This is a genomic window from Gracilibacillus phocaeensis, assembly GCF_900626275.1.
In the GTDB taxonomy this organism is placed as follows: domain Bacteria; phylum Bacillota; class Bacilli; order Bacillales; family Amphibacillaceae; genus Gracilibacillus; species Gracilibacillus timonensis.
On the sequence record NZ_LR131144.1, the window covers coordinates 255530 to 272344 of the forward strand.

The 16815-nt window shown below is 40.0% G+C and carries 18 protein-coding genes; 15 read left to right on the forward strand and 3 right to left on the reverse strand.

The window, feature by feature from the left end; genetic code table 11:
• Positions 1-37 precede the first annotated feature (37 nt).
• Positions 38-1462, forward strand: coding sequence for an aldehyde dehydrogenase family protein (locus tag E0E32_RS08930; protein WP_130859632.1), 1425 nt, complete (start codon positions 38-40; stop codon positions 1460-1462).
• 23 nt (positions 1463-1485) lie between these two features.
• Here the strand turns inward: E0E32_RS08930 and E0E32_RS08935 are convergent, their stop codons facing one another.
• Entirely contained in the window at positions 1486-2850 is a 1365-nt protein-coding gene (locus E0E32_RS08935; RefSeq protein WP_066191811.1) for an MATE family efflux transporter, read from the reverse strand.
• A 124-nt stretch (positions 2851-2974) separates the two neighbouring features.
• Between E0E32_RS08935 and murG the strand changes: the two genes are divergently transcribed.
• Together murG and E0E32_RS08945 are read left to right on the forward strand one after the other, a co-directional pair.
• The gene (gene murG, locus E0E32_RS08940) at positions 2975-4045 is read left to right on the forward strand and encodes an undecaprenyldiphospho-muramoylpentapeptide beta-N-acetylglucosaminyltransferase (RefSeq protein WP_130859633.1); all 1071 of its coding nucleotides are present in this window, start codon (positions 2975-2977) and stop codon (positions 4043-4045) included.
• Positions 4046-4107: 62 nt separating this feature from the next.
• On the forward strand, positions 4108-4938 hold the full coding sequence (locus E0E32_RS08945) for an aldo/keto reductase (RefSeq protein ID WP_130859634.1): 831 nt from the start codon (positions 4108-4110) through the stop codon (positions 4936-4938).
• Positions 4939-5017: 79 nt separating this feature from the next.
• Here the strand turns inward: E0E32_RS08945 and E0E32_RS08950 are convergent, their stop codons facing one another.
• Positions 5018-5563: a beta-class carbonic anhydrase gene (locus tag E0E32_RS08950; RefSeq protein ID WP_066191818.1), complete on the reverse strand. Its 546-nt coding sequence runs from the start codon at positions 5561-5563 to the stop codon at positions 5018-5020.
• Between the two features lie 156 nt (positions 5564-5719).
• Between E0E32_RS08950 and E0E32_RS08955 the strand changes: the two genes are divergently transcribed.
• From E0E32_RS08955 to E0E32_RS08970, 4 genes are all read left to right on the forward strand, one after another.
• Complete coding sequence (locus tag E0E32_RS08955; RefSeq protein ID WP_130860172.1) at positions 5720-6535, forward strand: S1C family serine protease; 816 nt, start codon at positions 5720-5722, stop codon at positions 6533-6535.
• 142 nt (positions 6536-6677) lie between these two features.
• Positions 6678-6956, forward strand: coding sequence for a hypothetical protein (locus E0E32_RS08960; protein WP_130859635.1), 279 nt, complete (start codon positions 6678-6680; stop codon positions 6954-6956).
• Positions 6957-7267: 311 nt separating this feature from the next.
• On the forward strand, positions 7268-7999 hold the full coding sequence (gene sigI / locus E0E32_RS08965) for an RNA polymerase sigma-I factor (protein ID WP_066191825.1): 732 nt from the start codon (positions 7268-7270) through the stop codon (positions 7997-7999).
• The gene (locus E0E32_RS08970) at positions 7996-8880 is read left to right on the forward strand and encodes an anti-sigma-I factor RsgI family protein (RefSeq protein WP_066191827.1); all 885 of its coding nucleotides are present in this window, start codon (positions 7996-7998) and stop codon (positions 8878-8880) included. Before sigI ends, E0E32_RS08970 begins: the two co-directional genes overlap by 4 nt.
• Before the next feature lie 135 nt (positions 8881-9015).
• Here the strand turns inward: E0E32_RS08970 and E0E32_RS08975 are convergent, their stop codons facing one another.
• The gene (locus E0E32_RS08975) at positions 9016-9249 is read right to left on the reverse strand and encodes a YhdB family protein (RefSeq protein WP_078060083.1); all 234 of its coding nucleotides are present in this window, start codon (positions 9247-9249) and stop codon (positions 9016-9018) included.
• A 178-nt stretch (positions 9250-9427) separates the two neighbouring features.
• Here E0E32_RS08975 and E0E32_RS08980 point away from each other — a divergent pair, with 178 nt between their 5' ends.
• From E0E32_RS08980 to E0E32_RS09015, 8 genes are all read left to right on the forward strand, one after another.
• Positions 9428-10000: a YhcN/YlaJ family sporulation lipoprotein gene (locus E0E32_RS08980; protein ID WP_066191832.1), complete on the forward strand. Its 573-nt coding sequence runs from the start codon at positions 9428-9430 to the stop codon at positions 9998-10000.
• Between the two features lie 189 nt (positions 10001-10189).
• Entirely contained in the window at positions 10190-10657 is a 468-nt protein-coding gene (locus E0E32_RS08985; RefSeq protein ID WP_066191833.1) for an S-ribosylhomocysteine lyase, read from the forward strand.
• A gap of 179 nt (positions 10658-10836) precedes the next feature.
• The gene (locus tag E0E32_RS08990; RefSeq protein ID WP_130859636.1) at positions 10837-12207 is read left to right on the forward strand and encodes a dipeptidase; all 1371 of its coding nucleotides are present in this window, start codon (positions 10837-10839) and stop codon (positions 12205-12207) included.
• 51 nt (positions 12208-12258) lie between these two features.
• Positions 12259-12633 (forward strand): rhodanese-like domain-containing protein, encoded by a 375-nt coding sequence (locus E0E32_RS08995; RefSeq protein WP_066191837.1) that lies wholly within the window; start codon positions 12259-12261, stop codon positions 12631-12633.
• 444 nt (positions 12634-13077) lie between these two features.
• On the forward strand, positions 13078-14364 hold the full coding sequence (locus E0E32_RS09000; RefSeq protein ID WP_161485703.1) for a globin-coupled sensor protein: 1287 nt from the start codon (positions 13078-13080) through the stop codon (positions 14362-14364).
• Positions 14365-14486: 122 nt separating this feature from the next.
• Entirely contained in the window at positions 14487-14807 is a 321-nt protein-coding gene (locus E0E32_RS09005; protein WP_130859637.1) for a hypothetical protein, read from the forward strand.
• A gap of 69 nt (positions 14808-14876) precedes the next feature.
• On the forward strand, positions 14877-16292 hold the full coding sequence (locus tag E0E32_RS09010; protein WP_130859638.1) for a SpoVR family protein: 1416 nt from the start codon (positions 14877-14879) through the stop codon (positions 16290-16292).
• An 80-nt stretch (positions 16293-16372) separates the two neighbouring features.
• Entirely contained in the window at positions 16373-16786 is a 414-nt protein-coding gene (locus tag E0E32_RS09015) for a hypothetical protein (RefSeq protein WP_066191841.1), read from the forward strand.
• Positions 16787-16815 lie beyond the last annotated feature (29 nt).

Here is a 16815-nt window from a genome sequence, read left to right on the forward strand (position 1 = left end):
CTGTTAATAAACAATCAAAAAAGAGGTGTCTAGCACGATGAAACATTTTCAATTATTTATTGATGGAGAATGGACGGACTCCAGTGAGACGATTGACGTTTTAGATAAATATACGCAAACATTATATGCAACGGTAGTGAAAGCTGATGAACAGCTGGTAGACAAAGCAATAGCCAGTGCTACCAAAGCATTTAGTGAGCAACAATTAACGCCATTTGAACGATATCAAATATTGCACAAGGCATCAACACTCATTAGCGAGCAAAAAGACGAGCTTGCGATGATTATTACCAAAGAAGCAGGGAAGCCTTTAAAGCAGGCACAAACAGAAATTGATCGTACGTCTCTTACCTTTCTATGGGCTGCAGAGGAGGCAAAGCGGATTCATGGGGAAGGTGTTCCAGTAGAAGCGGCACCAGGTTCGGAAAATAGAATGGCATTTACCATCAAGGTTCCTGTTGGGGTTGTTGGTGCGATCAGCCCGTTTAATTTTCCAATGAATTTAGTTGCTCATAAGCTAGCGCCAGCCTTGGCTGCAGGAAATGCCGTTGTGTTAAAACCAGCGAGCAAAACACCGGTTTCCGCGCTTAAGTTAGCCGAAATTTTAGAGGAAGCAGGTTTGCCTAAGGGATTACTCCAAGTTATCGCGGGTTCTGGTTCAACCGTCGGCAATCAAATGATGAAGGATAAACGCATTGCTTTATACACGTTCACAGGCAGTGCAGAGGTCGGTTTGAAATTAAAACAAGAGACCGGTTTAAACCGGTTGATCTTGGAGCTGGGGAATAATTCACCAGTAATTGTGGATAAGGAAGCGGATATTGCGTTGGCTGCAAAAACCCTTGCCGCACAATCCTTTGCCTTTGCCGGGCAAGTCTGTATCTCGGTTCAGCGGATTTATGTCGATGAAGCGATAAAACAAGCATTTATCGAAAAATTAACTGAAGAAATGCAGCATCTAAAAGTGGGAAATCCAGCTGATGTTGATACAGATGTCGGTCCGATGATTGATGAAAAAGAAGCGGAAAGAGCAGAAACATGGATAATGGAAGCACAAAAAGATGGCGCAGAAGTCATCCATGGAGGACAACGCCATGGAGCGCTATTGGAACCAACCATTATTTCAAATGTAACCAAAGACATGCGAGTTGTTTGTGAGGAAATCTTTGCACCCGTCGCCAGTATTATAAGCTATACCGATCTAGAATCATGTATAAGGGAAATCAACCAGTCTCCCTATGGTTTACAAGGTGGTATTTTCACTCAAAATATCGATACGGCTTACTATGCAGCTAAACACGTGGAAGTTGGCGGCTTTATGATTAACGATGGCTCTCAATACCGGGTAGATTTGATGCCGTATGGTGGTGTGAAAGATAGTGGTAACGGTAAAGAAGGTCCGAAATATTCGATCAATGAAATGACAGAAGAAAGGTTAATCGTGATGAATTTGAAGGTGTAGCATTCCGCTGCACCTTCAAATGTTTAAGATTCAGCTATCTTTACTCTCTTCGCTTTATTTTGTAAGTAGTACATTCTGCCAAACAAGGTAATCGCTCCGGCAAAGAGTCCGATGATTAAGCCAAGCCAGTAACCAAAGGCGTCAAGACTTGTATAATGGGCAAATAGCCACCCACTTGGCAATCCGATCAGCCAATAGGAGACAAGCGACATCCAAAAGGTAATATTAACATCCTTATACCCCCTGAGTATTCCTTGAACCGGGGCGCCAACTGCGTCTGCAAATTGAAAGAAAATCGCGTAATAAAGAAATTGTTTGGTTAATGCCAATACCTCCGGATGATCACTATATAATCGAGCGATTGGATCATCGAGTAGATAAATAACAGCCCCAGCTAAGACAGCAACTACAATTCCGGAAGCAATCCCGATGTAGGAATAAACCCTGGCATCGCGAGCTCGATTGGCACCTATCTCAAAGCCGACGGTAATCGTTAACGTCATGGCGATACTAAGTGGGATCATATAAAGTAATGATTCAAAGTTCATGGCCGCTTGATGTGCAGCAATCGTATTAGTACTATACACACTTAGCATAAAAGTGACGGCAGAGAAAATACTAACTTCGAAAAAAATGGAAAAACCAATGGGCACGCCTAATTTTAAATGAGCTAACCATTCTTTTACATCCGGTTTCCGTAAACGGCGAAAAATATGATGTTCACGGAAAGGACGGACATAATGGACAATCCAGATAGCAATGATTGCGTTAATAAAGAAGGTTAAACCAGAAGCTACGCCAGCTCCAATACCTCCTAGGGCAGGAAATCCCCAATTGCCGAAAATAAACAAGTAGTTCAGTAAAATATTAATGGGAAGAGATATTAAGATAATAATCATTGATAATCGTGTTTGTCCTAATCCATCCATATAAGATCGCAATAGATTATAGACAAATAATGGAATGATACCCAGCCCAATCGAGATAATATAATATTTTGCTACATAAGCCACCCTGTCTTCCAAATCCATTAATGATAAAATAGGTTCTAACAGAAAAATAGCCACCACCGTTACAGTAACACCTATAGCAACTGCTAAATAGAGACCTTGCTGTACGGTGAAGGGGATCTTTTCTTGCTGTTTAGCCCCGGAAAATTGAGCAACAACTGGCGATATGGCCATTAAAATCCCAACAACCATCATTTCAACAGGAACAAATAGACTAGAGCCTATAGCCACCCCAGCAAGATCAGCCGGACCAGCTTGACCAGACATAATCGTATCAAAAAAGTTCATTAAATACATACTTACTTGCGTGATTAGAATAGGTATCAGTATAATCAAAAAGAGTCTTATTTTTTCTTTAAGCGTTTTGGTTTGAAACATGATGTATCTTCCTTTTTGTTAGTGAAATAAAAAGATACAAAAAGCACAGCGTGATGCCGTATTTTTTGCACATAAGCTAGAGGGATTATAACATATATTGTGAATAGAGAGGTTGGATTTGCATATGGAACGTAAACAAATTATTTTCACTGGTGGTGGATCAGCCGGCCATGTCATGGTTAATTTGGCGATTATCCCTGTTTTCCTCGAAGAAGGCTGGCAGGTGGATTATATCGGGTCTCATAACGGAATCGAGAAATCTTTGATAGAGCCAATAGAAGGGGTGACCTATCACCCTATTTCAACGGGAAAGCTACGTCGCTATTTCTCTAAGGAAAATTTCAAGGATCCTTTCAAAGTCATGAAAGGGACGATACAAGCTGCTCGCATTATTGGAAAGAAAAAGCCGGTGGTGATTTTTTCTAAAGGAGGATTTGTTTCGGTACCTGTACTAGTCGCTGCAAGGCTGCGTCGTGTTCCAGCGGTTATTCATGAATCCGATTATACACCTGGATTGGCGAATAAACTCGCGATTCCCTTTGCGAAAAAAGTGCTTGCCACTTTTCCAGAGACGATGAAATATCTTCCTGCAGATAAGGCGGAATGGGTTGGAGCAGTCGTTCGCGAGGCGTTATATACAGGCAGTCGTGAAAGAGGATTTGCTTTTACCGGTTTTACTTCTGGAAAGAATGTACTTATGGTGATGGGTGGTAGTAACGGTTCACAAAAGGTAAATCAGGCTGTAAGGGATGGGCTAGAACAGCTACTGAAAGAGTTCCAGATCGTACATATCTGTGGTAAAGGTAATATCGATCACTCGATACAAGAAGAAGGCTACCGACAATACGAATATATACAGGACGAACTTCAGGATTTATTAGCGATAACGGATATGGTTTGTTCCCGGGCTGGGTCTAATTCTATCTTTGAATTCCTTGCTTTGAACAAGCCGATGCTCTTGATTCCTTTATCCCTGCAAGCGAGCCGAGGAGATCAAATTGTCAATGCTGAGTCTTTTGAAAAGCAAGGATATGCTCAGGTATTGCAAGAAGAAGCGTTAACGACAGAATCCTTGATCCGTTCACTAAAACAGCTAAAAGCAGATAAAATTACGATGAAAGAAAAAATGATGGCTTATCATGCTAGCGAGGCAAAAGAAAAAGTCATTAATACCATTAAACAACAAGCAAAATAAGTCTTTTATTTTGGTTAAGCTTGGCTATTATATTAAAATAGTGGAAAAGGAGGCAATGATCTATGAGTTTAACGAGCACATTAACACTAAACAATGGTACGAAGATTCCAGCAATCGGATTAGGTGTCTACAAAGCAGAGCCTGGGGATGAGGTCTATTATGCGGTACGGTCTGCGCTAGAACTAGGCTATCGTCATATCGATACGGCCTCCCTCTATGCCAATGAAGAAGGAGTAGGGCAGGCAATTAAGGACAGTGGTATTCCTCGTGAAGAATTGTTTGTAACCACCAAAGTTTGGAATGATGAACAAGGGTTTAAAGAAACCAAAGAAGCCTTCCAACGCAGCTTAGAGCAACTTCAGATGGATTATGTCGATTTATATCTAGTCCATTGGCCAGTGACAGGAAAGTTTATCGAGACATATAAGGCATTGGAAGATATTTATCGCAGCGGTCAGGCGAAAGCAATTGGGGTAAGTAATTTTGAACCGCATCATTTAGAGGAGTTGCTAAAGGAAACGAAAATCGTTCCTGCCGTAAATCAAGTTGAATTACATCCACAACTGCAGCAGAAGGAAGTGCGTGCCTTTGGCGAGGCCCATCAAATCCTGACAGAAGCATGGGCGCCTTTAGGAAAAGCCCGTTATTTTGATCATCCTGTCTTAACAGAACTGGCTGAAAAATACGATAAAAAGCCGTCTCAGATTATCGTACGCTGGCAGTATCAAAGCGGGATAATCACCATCCCAAAATCGGTTCATAAAGAACGCCAGCAAGAAAATGTAGATATCTTTGATTTTGAACTTTCTGCAAAAGATATTCACAAAATAGAACAGATGGACGCAAATCATCGCTTAGGTAAACATCCAGATGAGTTTGATTATGAGGCGTGATCTGTGAACTGAGAATATAAATAAGACTGTCGTCTAGGTGGTTGAAGAAACCATCCAACTGGCGACAGTCTGTTTTATCTTAGTACCCTTTCTGCACAAGATCAAGCTTACCTGTTTTCGGATCAATAACCAGACCGTGCACAGGAACGTCTGCTGGGAGAAGCGGATGGTTTTCGATCGTCTGGACGGATTGTTTCACGGAGTCGTTGACATCTTCAAAACCATTCAGCCATTCCTCTGGCGCCTTATCAAGACGATCAATCGCTGTTTGGTCAATCCCTCTTTCCTTCATCAATTCTACAAAACCATCAGATTCAAGCCCTGTCATACCACAACGATGGTGCCCGATTACAAACACTTCATCTGCTTGCAAAGCGTGGATGGCAACTAGAATACTCTTCATCACACTATCATAAGGGTCTTTCAAAATGGCACCAGCATTCTTAACCATTTTGACGTCTCCATTTTTGAGGTTTAAGGCCTGCGGCAATAATTCAATGAGGCGAGTATCCATACAGGTAAAAATAACGGCTCGTTTGTTTGGGATTTTATCCGTTACGTAGCGCTCATATCCTTTTTCCTCTACAAATTTCTCATTAAATGCCAGTATGTCATCTAATAACATCCTATCACTCCTCTATCTTTACTTTAGTTACGAATTCAAAAACCAAAAAAAAATATATATGTTTTTTGTCGGATTTTGAACAACCTCTTTTAGTTTATCATTGTAATCAATAAAATGGTATAATAATGCTGTCAAATCGTCAGAGGATGGTGGATGATGAAGAACACCGACGACCAAACGAACGATATTATTGATAAGGATTTATATGAAGATATTGAACCTGAAGAAATGTATGTGCTTATTGAGGAAGAGCGTCGTAAACTTCAAGAACGAGAGCAGCAAGAAGAAGAACAGCCTAAAAAACGTTTTCCTAGATGGATTTTCTGGCTGATTGCTGTTGTTATGTTTATTCAAGTCATTGCGATTTTTCCGCAGACTTTTTCCATACCAGCTATTCAATTTCTCCAGACATCGATCGCTATGATGCAAGATGATGCCGTTAAGCAATATCGGGAGGCCGTTGTTGTCATTGAAGGAGCTGACAACAAAGGGACAGGATTTGCTATTTCAGAGGATGGCTATGTTATAACGAATCATCATGTAATTGAAGATCAACCAAACATAACGGTCGCTTTCGCAGATGAAGGGTTGTTTCAAGGAGAAGTAGTGGCGTCTTTTCCCCAGATTGATCTGGCTCTGTTAGATGTGGAAGGTTCCGGTTTGCCCCATTTACCATTAAGTCAGCAAGCACAGCCAGAGACAATGGAAGAAGTGACGTTTATTGGTAATCCACTACAATTTAATGGTATAGCTAATCAAGGAGATATTATTGGTTCGATTACCTTATCTTCTTGGGAGAAGCCTGTGTATATGTTGGACGCGCCGGTTTATCGGGGAAATAGCGGCAGCCCGGTTATTGATGATCAAGGTGAGGTAATAGCCGTTATTTTTGCCACCTTGAACCATGATGAATATGGAAAAATAGGGTTAGCCGTTCCGATTGATTATTTTCACGAATTATGGAACGAATGAAAGGGTCTGTAATCTACTATTAGGTTATAGACCCTTTTTGTATGGAACTTTGGGTGAACGAGCTTGGATCAATCAGGCACAAATCCATGAATAATATGCCAGGAAGCTGAATCTAACAGACAAAAAAACGGTGGATCACGAAATGTTGTCCGTAAGAACGGATCTAACAGACAAAAAATCGCTAAATCACGAAATGTTGTCCGTAAGAATGGATCTAACAGACAAAAAAACGCTAAATCACAAAATTGTGTCCGTAAGAACAGATCTAACAGACAAAAAATCTCTAAATCGCAAAATTGTGTCCGTAACAATGAATCTAACAGACAAAAAAACGCTAAATCACGAAATTGTGTCCGTAAGAATGGATCTAACGGAAAAAAAACCGCTAAATCGCAAAACACTGTCTGTAAGAATGAGTTGATAACTAGAGAATAACGGATCATCTTGCTTTTTTATTAGAGGTGATACTATATAATCAAAGTCAGGATAACTGATTTAGGTATATAGGGTTATGGTAAGCATAAATACCCACCGTTTGCAAATGAATTTTAATGATTTGTAAATAAATCATGGTAGATACAATCGTTAATTTCTTTTATCCTATAACAAATGGCAACATTATCATAATAAATATGACAAAAAAACTGGTGAAATAATGAAACTTTTAGATAAAAACAGACAAAAAGAGATAAATATACTACGAATTTTTATAAAGGACTGGTGGTGCATAATATGTTAGGAAGCCAGTTAATGGATAGAGAAAGAACACTTGAAGAGCAAATTGAGCTGATTCAGCACGGAGATGATGAATTAAGAAATCAAGTAATCAAGGCATATCAACCGTTTATTGCAAAATGTGTGTCAGATGTATGCAAACGATACATACAGAAAAATCATGATGAGTTTAGTGTAGGAATGATAGCTTTTAATGAGGCTTTGGATATTTATGCAAGAGAAAGAGGAGCTTCTTTCCTGTCCTTTGCACAGGTAATTATCAAACGTAAGGTAATCGATTATATACGAAAAGAACAAAGGCAGTATATGTATCCTTCGTTGGACGCAACCGATGATGACGACCTGGAAGAGAGCCCCATTCAAATTGTTGAGGCAAAAAAGGTATTTCAGTTAAAAGAAGAAACCTGGCAGCGCAAGCAGGAAATTGAGCAGTTGTCCAAACAGTTACAAGGATATCGTATTTCTTTTGCTGAGTTAACCGAGATTTCCCCGAAACACAAGGACGCACGGGAGTCTGCCATTTTTGCAGCCCAACAATTGGTTCATCATGATGATTTAAAGGCGTATGTATTTCATAAAAAGAGAGTACCAATCAAAAGGTTGCTGCAACTGGTATCTGTCAGCAAAAAGACACTAGAACGAAATCGAAAATATATCTTAACCATTTTTATTATTTTAACGGGGGATTATGTCTACCTAAAAGAATACCTCAAGGGGGTAGATCTGTGAAAAAAGGAATTATTGTGGAACACCGTCCATTTTATACAATTATCATGGACAGAGAAGGGGTGTTCCACAAAGCAGAACCAATAAGAGAGAAGGATATTGGTGTGGAAACCATCTATAAACCCAAGCCTTCCCGGGTCCGTTCTTTTTTTATGATGTTTCAAGATCATAAATGGAGATGGCTACCTATGGCATTAGTGTGTTTATTGATTATAAGCCCACTTTATTTACTATTAGGTAAAAATGAGACCTATGCCGTTATAAGCATTGATATTAACCCGAGCTTGAATATTAAAATCAATCAAAATTATGAGGTGCTGGAAGCCGTTCCAATGAACAAATCTGCTGAAGAAATGTTAAAGCAGATAGATATACAAGGCAAATCCCTTACTGCCTTTACGGACGATATGCTCGACTATCTCCCTGCACATCAAGAAAATGCGGTACCGTACTCTTTGTTAATGGCGATTAGTTATTTTGATGAAAAAGATAATCCTGCTTTTCAAGAAGCATTCCATCAACATTTGCAAAAATTGGGTTATTCAACGGCTATTTATGAGGTTTCTGATCAATTAAGACGAATGGCAGAAAAAGAATATATTTCGATGAATAAGGTAGTTGCTAATTTGTTAAAGACAAATGAAACAGATGCGATTCAACCGGTTTCTGTTGATCAAGAGGATTCCGCTCTTTTTTTGAGTAAAGAGAAACAAGAACTTATTAAAAATTTTTATGATCATGCCTCGGAAGAAGAGAAGGAAGCATTTAACATCGACCAAAATCATTCATCGAAGCATCACTCTCATTTTATGTGTGAGATCGTACGAATTCCAGAAAAAAGGGATACAATAAAGATGAAGGACCTCCCCAAGAAGGCAGTTTAATGAAGGGTAAGAGTCCGCCACCCCAACAAAGGTAGTGGAGCCGCGGACAGTTTTGTGTTTTTATGATCCTGGTGTAACCGCTTGTTATTAAAAAATATTCCAAAGGCATTCGGTAACACCCCGGTAGGTCTCGCTTTATGATTCAAGGTGGTACATGTGTTCAATCAAAGCATAATCAATATAAAGAATCAATTGGTTATACATATCAGTTAAATACATATCGGAAACAGGATAGTGGTATGCGTGTAAAAAATGTTCGATTTTCTTAGAGAGGAGGTCGTCTTTTGTTCGTACCATCAAAACAAGTAAATTATCCCATTCGCCCCAAAGTGTGTAATACAATGCCTTATCATAATCAACGGTGTACAAATAAAAGCCCCCTTGCCTTGTTTTAGTCATTAATCATCGGGGTTGCGTTTAGTTTGTGTTAAAGCTCGAAATTAAAACTGGATAACTCTTGGACTTGTTACCATTTTTTGAAAAGCATAGTCTGTACCGATTTTACCAATACTACGGAAGAATAAGGTTAAAGAAGGAGGTAAAATCGATGAAATTGCCAAAACTGGCTGTAGGTTTAGCAGTAACTACTATGTTAACATTAGCTGCTTGTAACGGGGACAATAATCCGGATAATGCAGCCGATGATGGAAATGGAACTCGTCCAATCGGTTATAATCAAGCGACGGACAATCCGCAAATGGAGCGAGAAGGAAATCGTGACGTGGCAGAAGAACGCATGCAGGATGACAATGGACAGACGGAAAACAAATATGATGTATCTGAAGAAGCGGCTGAAAAAATATCTGCCGATGTAGAAGAAGTGGACAGGGTATATGTATTGAAAACGGACAATAATGCCTATGTTGCTGCTTCTTGGAATAAGCAAGCAGATAATGCCAACCAAGATAAACAAGAGCTTTCCGATGAAACCAAGAAAAAAATTACAGATGTCGTTCAGTCTGTCGATAAAGATGTGGACCATGTTTATATCTCGACCAACCCAGACTTTTTCCAATTAAGCGGACAGTACATTGACGATATGGAAAATGGACAACCGGTGGAAGGATTTTTTAAACGGATGGGTAATATGATTGAGCGTGTATTCCCGGATAGAGGTTAATCATTCATTTGGAAAGAAGCTCTTACCATGCATGTCATGGTGGGGGCTTTTTTTGCTGGCAAAAAACAAATTCCTATATGTCGATTAAATACACAGCAAAATCAATCTAGTGAATGAAAAAACAACCTATGGTACAATAGTATATATAGTAAGACAAGCTCTAAACGAAATTGACAAGGAGTGTTTACGATGGTAAATAAAATGAATGTAGAAAGCTTTAACTTAGATCATACAAAAGTAAAGGCACCATATGTGCGTTTGGTTGGGGTCACAACAGGTGAACATGGAGATAAGGTGTATAAATATGATATCCGTTTTTGTCAACCTAACCAAGATCATATGGATATGCCGGGCTTACATTCTCTCGAACACTTAATGGCAGAGAAAGTTCGTAACCATATTGATAATATACTAGATGTTAGTCCAATGGGCTGCCAAACAGGCTTTTACTTGTCCATTATAAATAACGATAGCTTTGATGAAGTAGTGGATGCTCTGGATCGCACCTTAAATGATGTTTTAAACGCGACAGAAGTTCCTGCTTGTAATGAAGTTCAGTGTGGCTGGGCGGCTAGTCATAGTTTGGAAGGTGCTCAAGCCATTGCTCGTAATATGTTATCCCATAAAGAAGAGTGGGACGTAGTGTTCGCTGATTAATATTAGAAAAAAAGTGATAGTCCCGTGCAAAAGGGGAACTATCACTTTTTTGATTAGAAGAGGAAAACGGACTAACTTGGATATATGCCACCATTGAAAAAAATGAAGCATTTCTGATGTATCATTTCCTGTAATCATGTTAAACTATGGAAGTGAATGAAGAAAGGAATGAGCGACACATGAAAGAAGTACTAGATTATTTAGAAAAAACACAAACGACACATCTGGAAGAACTCAAGCAATTTTTACATATACCGAGTGTAAGCACAGACTCTAATCATAAAGAAGATATCAGAAAAGCAGCACAATTTGTTGCCGATTACTTAAAAGAAGCTGGATTTACACGTTCAGAAATGCAAGAGACACCAGGTCATCCGCTAGTTTACGGGGAATGGATGGAAGCTGGAAAATCGGCACCAACGGTATTAATTTATGGGCATTATGACGTGCAGCCGCCAGACCCATTAGACCAATGGCAGAGCGAACCTTTTGCCCCAGAGGTAAGAGAGGGACGTTTGTTTGCCCGGGGAGCCAGTGATGATAAGGGTCAAGTATTTATGCATTTAGCTGTATTAAAGGCTTTTTTAAAGACGACAGGGGAACTGCCTTTAAATGTGAAGGTTTGTATCGAAGGCGAAGAAGAGATTGGCAGTGCTCATTTATATGACATATTGCAGCAGCGCAAAGAGCAATTTCAAGCCGACTTTGTAATGATTTCAGATTCGGGAATGGTTGCCAAGGATCAACCAACGATTCTGTATGGCTTAAAAGGATTTACTGGTCTGGAAGTAACACTCAAGGGGCCAGAAAATGATCTCCATTCAGGCTTATATGGCGGCGCGGTAAAGAATCCGGCAATGGCCTTGGCCCAACTATTAGCAACGATGAAAAATGCAGAAGAGGTTGTAACAGTAGCCGGTTTTTATGATGAAGTTGAACCTTTAAGCGAGGATGAAAGGGTATTGATGAAAGAAGCGCCAGGCGAAGATTATCCTACTTCAACAGGGGCACCATCAACGATTTCTGAAAAAGGTTATACAGCCAAGGAACACACCATGGCACGACCTACATTAGAGATTAATGGTATGTATAGCGGGTATCAAGGCGAAGGAACAAAAACAATAATTCCTGCAGAAGCAACGGCCAAATTGACCTGTCGTTTAGTACCAGGTCAAGACCCATCGGCTATTCAGGATTTGCTTGTTGCGCATTTGGAAAAGCATGTACCAGAAGGTGTTACTTTGTCAATTACTCGTGAGCCATTATCGGCAAAGGCCTACAAGGTATCACCAGATCATCCATTGATTCAACATGCAGCAGCGAGTCTTACAGAGACGTTTGCAAAGGAGGCTGTCTTTGTTAGAATGGGTGGCTCTATCCCAGTAGTAGAATGGTTTGACGCTCTGTATCAAATTCCTGTTGTTTTGCTGGGATTCGGTACACCAGAAGACCGTCTTCACTCGCCAAATGAAAGCTTTCCTGTTGAACATTTTCACAAAGGAATGCAAACCCTCGTTCATTATTGGGAAAAGGTTAAAAACATGCAATAGTAAAACAAGGAACCGGCACAACATATACTGTCGGCAGGAGGATGTAAATAAATGATATTCATATGGCTTGGTATATTATTGTTGGTCGTATATGGTGTGTCGTATTTGGCTTATATTCGATATGTGCCTGTAAAAGGTGTTCCGTGCTTAGAGAAAGAACGTGTGCAGCGGAATCAACAAACCATGGTAGATATTCGGGATTACCATGAGGCCGCTAATGATCGTGTAGAAGAAGCGATGAGTATTCCCCTTGCTTATTTAGGCAGATACTATAAAGAAATCCCTACTTCTACTGTCCATATTATTGCCGCAAACCAATTAGAAAAAAATCTGGCCATTCGATTGTTGAAGGGTAAAGGATTGTATGTGAAAGGTTATACCTTAACCAATTGCGGTTGCCAGAAAAAACTTCATAACATTGCGTGAAGAGAAAGACAGATGGTATGCGCACCATCTGTCTTTTCTATTATGAACAAATGAAGTATTTCTAAGTAATTACCTTGAAAGTATTAAATCTTTGGCATAACAGTATGGGGATAGATTTTGACCTTGGCGGAACGGAGTACTGAAAAGACGGAGGATGTAAACAGTCGGTGCTAGACAGCGCTCCGAAAATAGGTTCCGCTTTCACCCACAAGGCATAAGTCAACTGCCAACAAAAATGGTATACTTAACATAACTCCTCTTTATCGGTAGTCAGTATTTTCTTTTGACTATATATGTTGAATGAAATAATGTCTCATGGATCAAACTAGGTATTTTTTACTGCAAAAATGGTATAATACATCCCTTTACACGTGAATGTATGGTAAAATAGTGTAAGACATGTTTCGCAATATAGATTGGCATGGAATGATGGGGGTTTTTAAAGTGAAGGGCATATTTAAGAAAAAAACGACAGCGCCAGTGATAGAGGAAACGGAGGTCGTTTTAAACATTCCAGAACAAAGTACTTATGATAAACAATTGCAGATGATCGATTTAACGGAAGAAGATCTGAAAATCTTACGACATATTCAACCTTGGATCACGATGAATATTGAATCTATGGTTGATCAATTTTATTTAAATTTAGAGAATGAACCAGCTTTAATGGAGATTATCGAGGAGAACAGTTCTATAGAACGCTTAAAACAAACGTTAACGATACATATCCAAGAAATGTTTAATGGTCATATTGATCAAGGTTTTATTGACAAACGGATGCAAATAGCCCATATACATGTCAAGATAGGGTTAGAGGCCAAGTGGTATATGGGTGCCTTTCAAGGATTGCTGCGCTCCATCATTGACACATTACAGCAGCATATTCAGGATCAGATCTTCTTCGCAGATGCTGTATTGGCTACTACGAAAATTATCTCATGGGAGCAGCAGTTAGTGCTTGAAGCCTTTCATGATGAAATCATGCGTGAGTATAAAGAACAGGAAGCGGAAAAAGAAGCCTTGCATCAGAAGATCAAGGAAACTTCCGAGCAGTTGGCGAGCATTTTTCAACGATCACAAAGTTCCACAACTACATTGGTTGGTCAGCTTGATGACATCCTGCAGTTTGCTCAACAAGGTTTGGCGACGAGTGAGTCGGTAGAAACAGATTCTCTTTATCGGCATAAGGATTTACAAAAGCAAGAACAACAAATGGCAGATATTGATGAAAAGATGGAGGGAATTAGGCAAGAAAGTAAAGCCCTCTCGAAAATATCGCAACAAATTGATTCGATTGTCCGGCTAGTGACAGATATTGCTGAGCAAACTAATTTATTGGCGTTGAATGCAGCAATTGAAGCGGCTCGGGCAGGAGATGAAGGCAAGGGTTTTGCAGTTGTTGCGGATGAAGTGCGTAAATTATCAGAACAAACCAAGCGTTCGGTTAGCAATGTAACAGAGTTAATCGGAGAAACGAACAGCCAGGTAGCTAAGGTAACCAAATATGTGAACGACATGCAACAATCTATTTCAAGCAGCACTCAAAACATGCGTTACCATTCCCAGTTTTTTGAAGAGTTAATGAAAAAAATGCATGAGGCAAAGGAACAAAATAATACGATTGAAAAAGAGATGGAGCAATTCTTTCACAAGATGGATGAAGTAAACCAATCATTTGGTGAAATATCCGAGGCGATCAATGATCTGGTAGAAATGATAGAAGAAGGTTAGGAACGATAAGTCTGGAGATACTTCTTGTCATGAACAAATGATTAGCAATCCAAAAACAGCTATTGCAGTAGCTGTTTTTTTATCGTTCGTTAGGAATTTTCGAGGTTAGCGTCATCCCGAAAATGACGACCAAAGTCGGAGGTGCAAGCACTGAAATGGGCGTCATCACGGAAATGACGGCCAAAATCGGAGGTGCAAGCGCTGAAATGGTCGTCATTCCGAAAATGACGGCCAAAATCCGAGGGAAAAGCGCTGAAATGGGCGTCATTCCGAAAATGACGGCCAAAATCGGAGGTGCAAGCGCTGAAATGGTCGTCATTCCGAAAATGACGACCAAAATCGGAGGTGCAAGCGTTGAAATGGGCGTCATCCCGAAAATGACGGCCAAAATCCGAGGGAAAAGCATTGAAATGGGCGTCATTCCGAAAATCCCGAATGCCTAGTTGTCCCATTTTCAGTCTATACTAATTATTTTTGGTCGTTGTTCATATAGTGTAGTGGAGGTGTTGTGTTTGAAAGCAGAGGATCAATTGACATTAGAAAAGGCGATTCATGATATTACGGAGATTGCCAAAGGGTTTGGTTTGGATTTTTATCCGATGCGTTATGAGGTATGTCCGCCTGAAATCCTCTACACATTTGGAGCGTATGGAATGCCGACGCGTTTCTCTCATTGGAGCTTTGGTAAACAATTTCATCGGATGAAATTGCAATATGACTTGGGGTTAAGCAAGATATATGAATTAGTGATCAATTCAGATCCGTGCTATGCCTTTTTGCTACACTCCAACAGTTTGATTCAAAATAAGTTGATTGTAGCCCATGTGTTGGCACATTGTGACTTTTTCAAAAATAATCTACGCTTTCAACATACCAAAAAAGACATGGTGGAAAGTATGGCGGCGACAGCGGATCGCATTGCTGCATATGAAAAAGAGCATGGTATACATGAAGTAGAGACATTTCTGGACGCGGTTCTTGCGATACAGGAACACATTGATCCAACCTTGGTAAAAGCACGTTCACAAGATGACGAAGAACAAAAGACAGCAAATAAACCTTTATCAGAATACAACGATTTATGGGAGCTTGATCAAAAGGGACATTTGAAACCTTTCGCTGCAACAAGTAAGAAAAAAAGATCTTTTCCATCAGAGCCAGAAAAGGATATCCTCTTATTTATTGAACAGCACAGTAGAGAGCTGGAAGAATGGCAACGTGACATTTTAACGATGATGCGAGAGGAAATGTTATATTTTTGGCCACAGCTGGAAACAAAAATTATGAATGAGGGCTGGGCTTCTTTCTGGCATCAGCGAATTCTGCGTGAATTAAATTTGACCCCAGCAGAAACCATTGAATTCGCCTCTTTGAATGCAGGAGTTGTCCAACCGTCTACCACTCAAATCAATCCCTATTATTTAGGGGTAAAAATGTTTGAAGATATCGAAGAAAGGTATAATCATCCCACGGAGGAGATGAAAAAAGCAGGAGTAAAGCCAGGTTCAGGCAGGGATAAAATATTTGAAGTTCGTGAGATTGAATCAGATATTTCCTTTCTAAGAAATTATTTAACAAAAGACTTCGTCAATAAGGAAGATATGTATGTATTTCAAAAACAGGAACGGCAATATAAAATTGTCGATAAGGATTGGCGACAGGTACGTGAACAATTGATTACCAGTCGTTTTAATGGTGGATTCCCATATATTACCGTAACAGATGGAGACTATCTGCGGAATGGCGAATTATATTTGTGCCATCATTATGAAGGAGTAGAGCTTGATCTGCGTTATTTAGAAAAGACGTTACCTTACATTTATCAACTGTGGGGGCGACCAGTACATCTAGCTACTGTTGTCGATAAGCAAGGCTGTTTATTCTCATGCAGTGGTACGAAGGTTATAAAAAAACAATTAGATGAGTAGTACAATAAAGAAAAAATAGCTGGACAAATTACCTAATCAATAAATAGGACATATAGTGGTAGAGATAGGAGGTTGTTGTGATGGAGACATACTATTCCGTTGATCCATATATGTATGATGCAAATATAGAGACCAGGCCAGTTTCCTGGTTGCCATTTCCACCGTTTGGGCAAGGTGGACCAGGAGGAGCGCCTCCCTTTGTTTCTCCAGGGCAGGGACCGCCACAAGCACCACCGCCACCTGGGCCGCCACCAAATCAAATCCCTCAAGTAATGAGCGGACCTGGAGGAGCTCAAGTGTTGGCGGTTGATTCCGGGTCGATGAGGCGTTGTTTATTCCGTTATACCTATATCTGGGAGAGCCCTCGCCGAGGTTTTTGGTTTTATCCTACTTTCTTGGGCAGAAGGTCTGTGGCAGGTTATCGTTGGACCGGATTCAACTGGATTTACTTTGGTGTTGATTTAAATCGAATTCAGTCTTTTACTTGTGTGTAAGAAAAAAACTTGGCAGCTGCTATGCCAAG

Excerpts from the sequence above, each read along its gene's own strand:
- E0E32_RS08930 (WP_130859632.1), top strand. The coding sequence starts at position 38 with ATGAAACATTTTCAATTATTTATTGATGGAGAATGGACGGACTCCAGT.
- E0E32_RS08935 (WP_066191811.1), bottom strand. The coding sequence starts at position 2,850 with ATGTTTCAAACCAAAACGCTTAAAGAAAAAATAAGACTCTTTTTGATT.
- murG (WP_130859633.1), top strand. The coding sequence starts at position 2,975 with ATGGAACGTAAACAAATTATTTTCACTGGTGGTGGATCAGCCGGCCAT.
- E0E32_RS08945 (WP_130859634.1), top strand. The coding sequence starts at position 4,108 with ATGAGTTTAACGAGCACATTAACACTAAACAATGGTACGAAGATTCCA.
- E0E32_RS08950 (WP_066191818.1), bottom strand. The coding sequence starts at position 5,563 with ATGTTATTAGATGACATACTGGCATTTAATGAGAAATTTGTAGAGGAA.
- E0E32_RS08955 (WP_130860172.1), top strand. The coding sequence starts at position 5,720 with ATGAAGAACACCGACGACCAAACGAACGATATTATTGATAAGGATTTA.
- E0E32_RS08960 (WP_130859635.1), top strand. The coding sequence starts at position 6,678 with ATGTTGTCCGTAAGAACGGATCTAACAGACAAAAAATCGCTAAATCAC.
- sigI (WP_066191825.1), top strand. The coding sequence starts at position 7,268 with ATGTTAGGAAGCCAGTTAATGGATAGAGAAAGAACACTTGAAGAGCAA.
- E0E32_RS08980 (WP_066191832.1), top strand. The coding sequence starts at position 9,428 with ATGAAATTGCCAAAACTGGCTGTAGGTTTAGCAGTAACTACTATGTTA.
- E0E32_RS08985 (WP_066191833.1), top strand. The coding sequence starts at position 10,190 with ATGGTAAATAAAATGAATGTAGAAAGCTTTAACTTAGATCATACAAAA.
- E0E32_RS08990 (WP_130859636.1), top strand. The coding sequence starts at position 10,837 with ATGAAAGAAGTACTAGATTATTTAGAAAAAACACAAACGACACATCTG.
- E0E32_RS08995 (WP_066191837.1), top strand. The coding sequence starts at position 12,259 with ATGATATTCATATGGCTTGGTATATTATTGTTGGTCGTATATGGTGTG.
- E0E32_RS09005 (WP_130859637.1), top strand. The coding sequence starts at position 14,487 with ATGACGACCAAAGTCGGAGGTGCAAGCACTGAAATGGGCGTCATCACG.
- E0E32_RS09015 (WP_066191841.1), top strand. The coding sequence starts at position 16,373 with ATGGAGACATACTATTCCGTTGATCCATATATGTATGATGCAAATATA.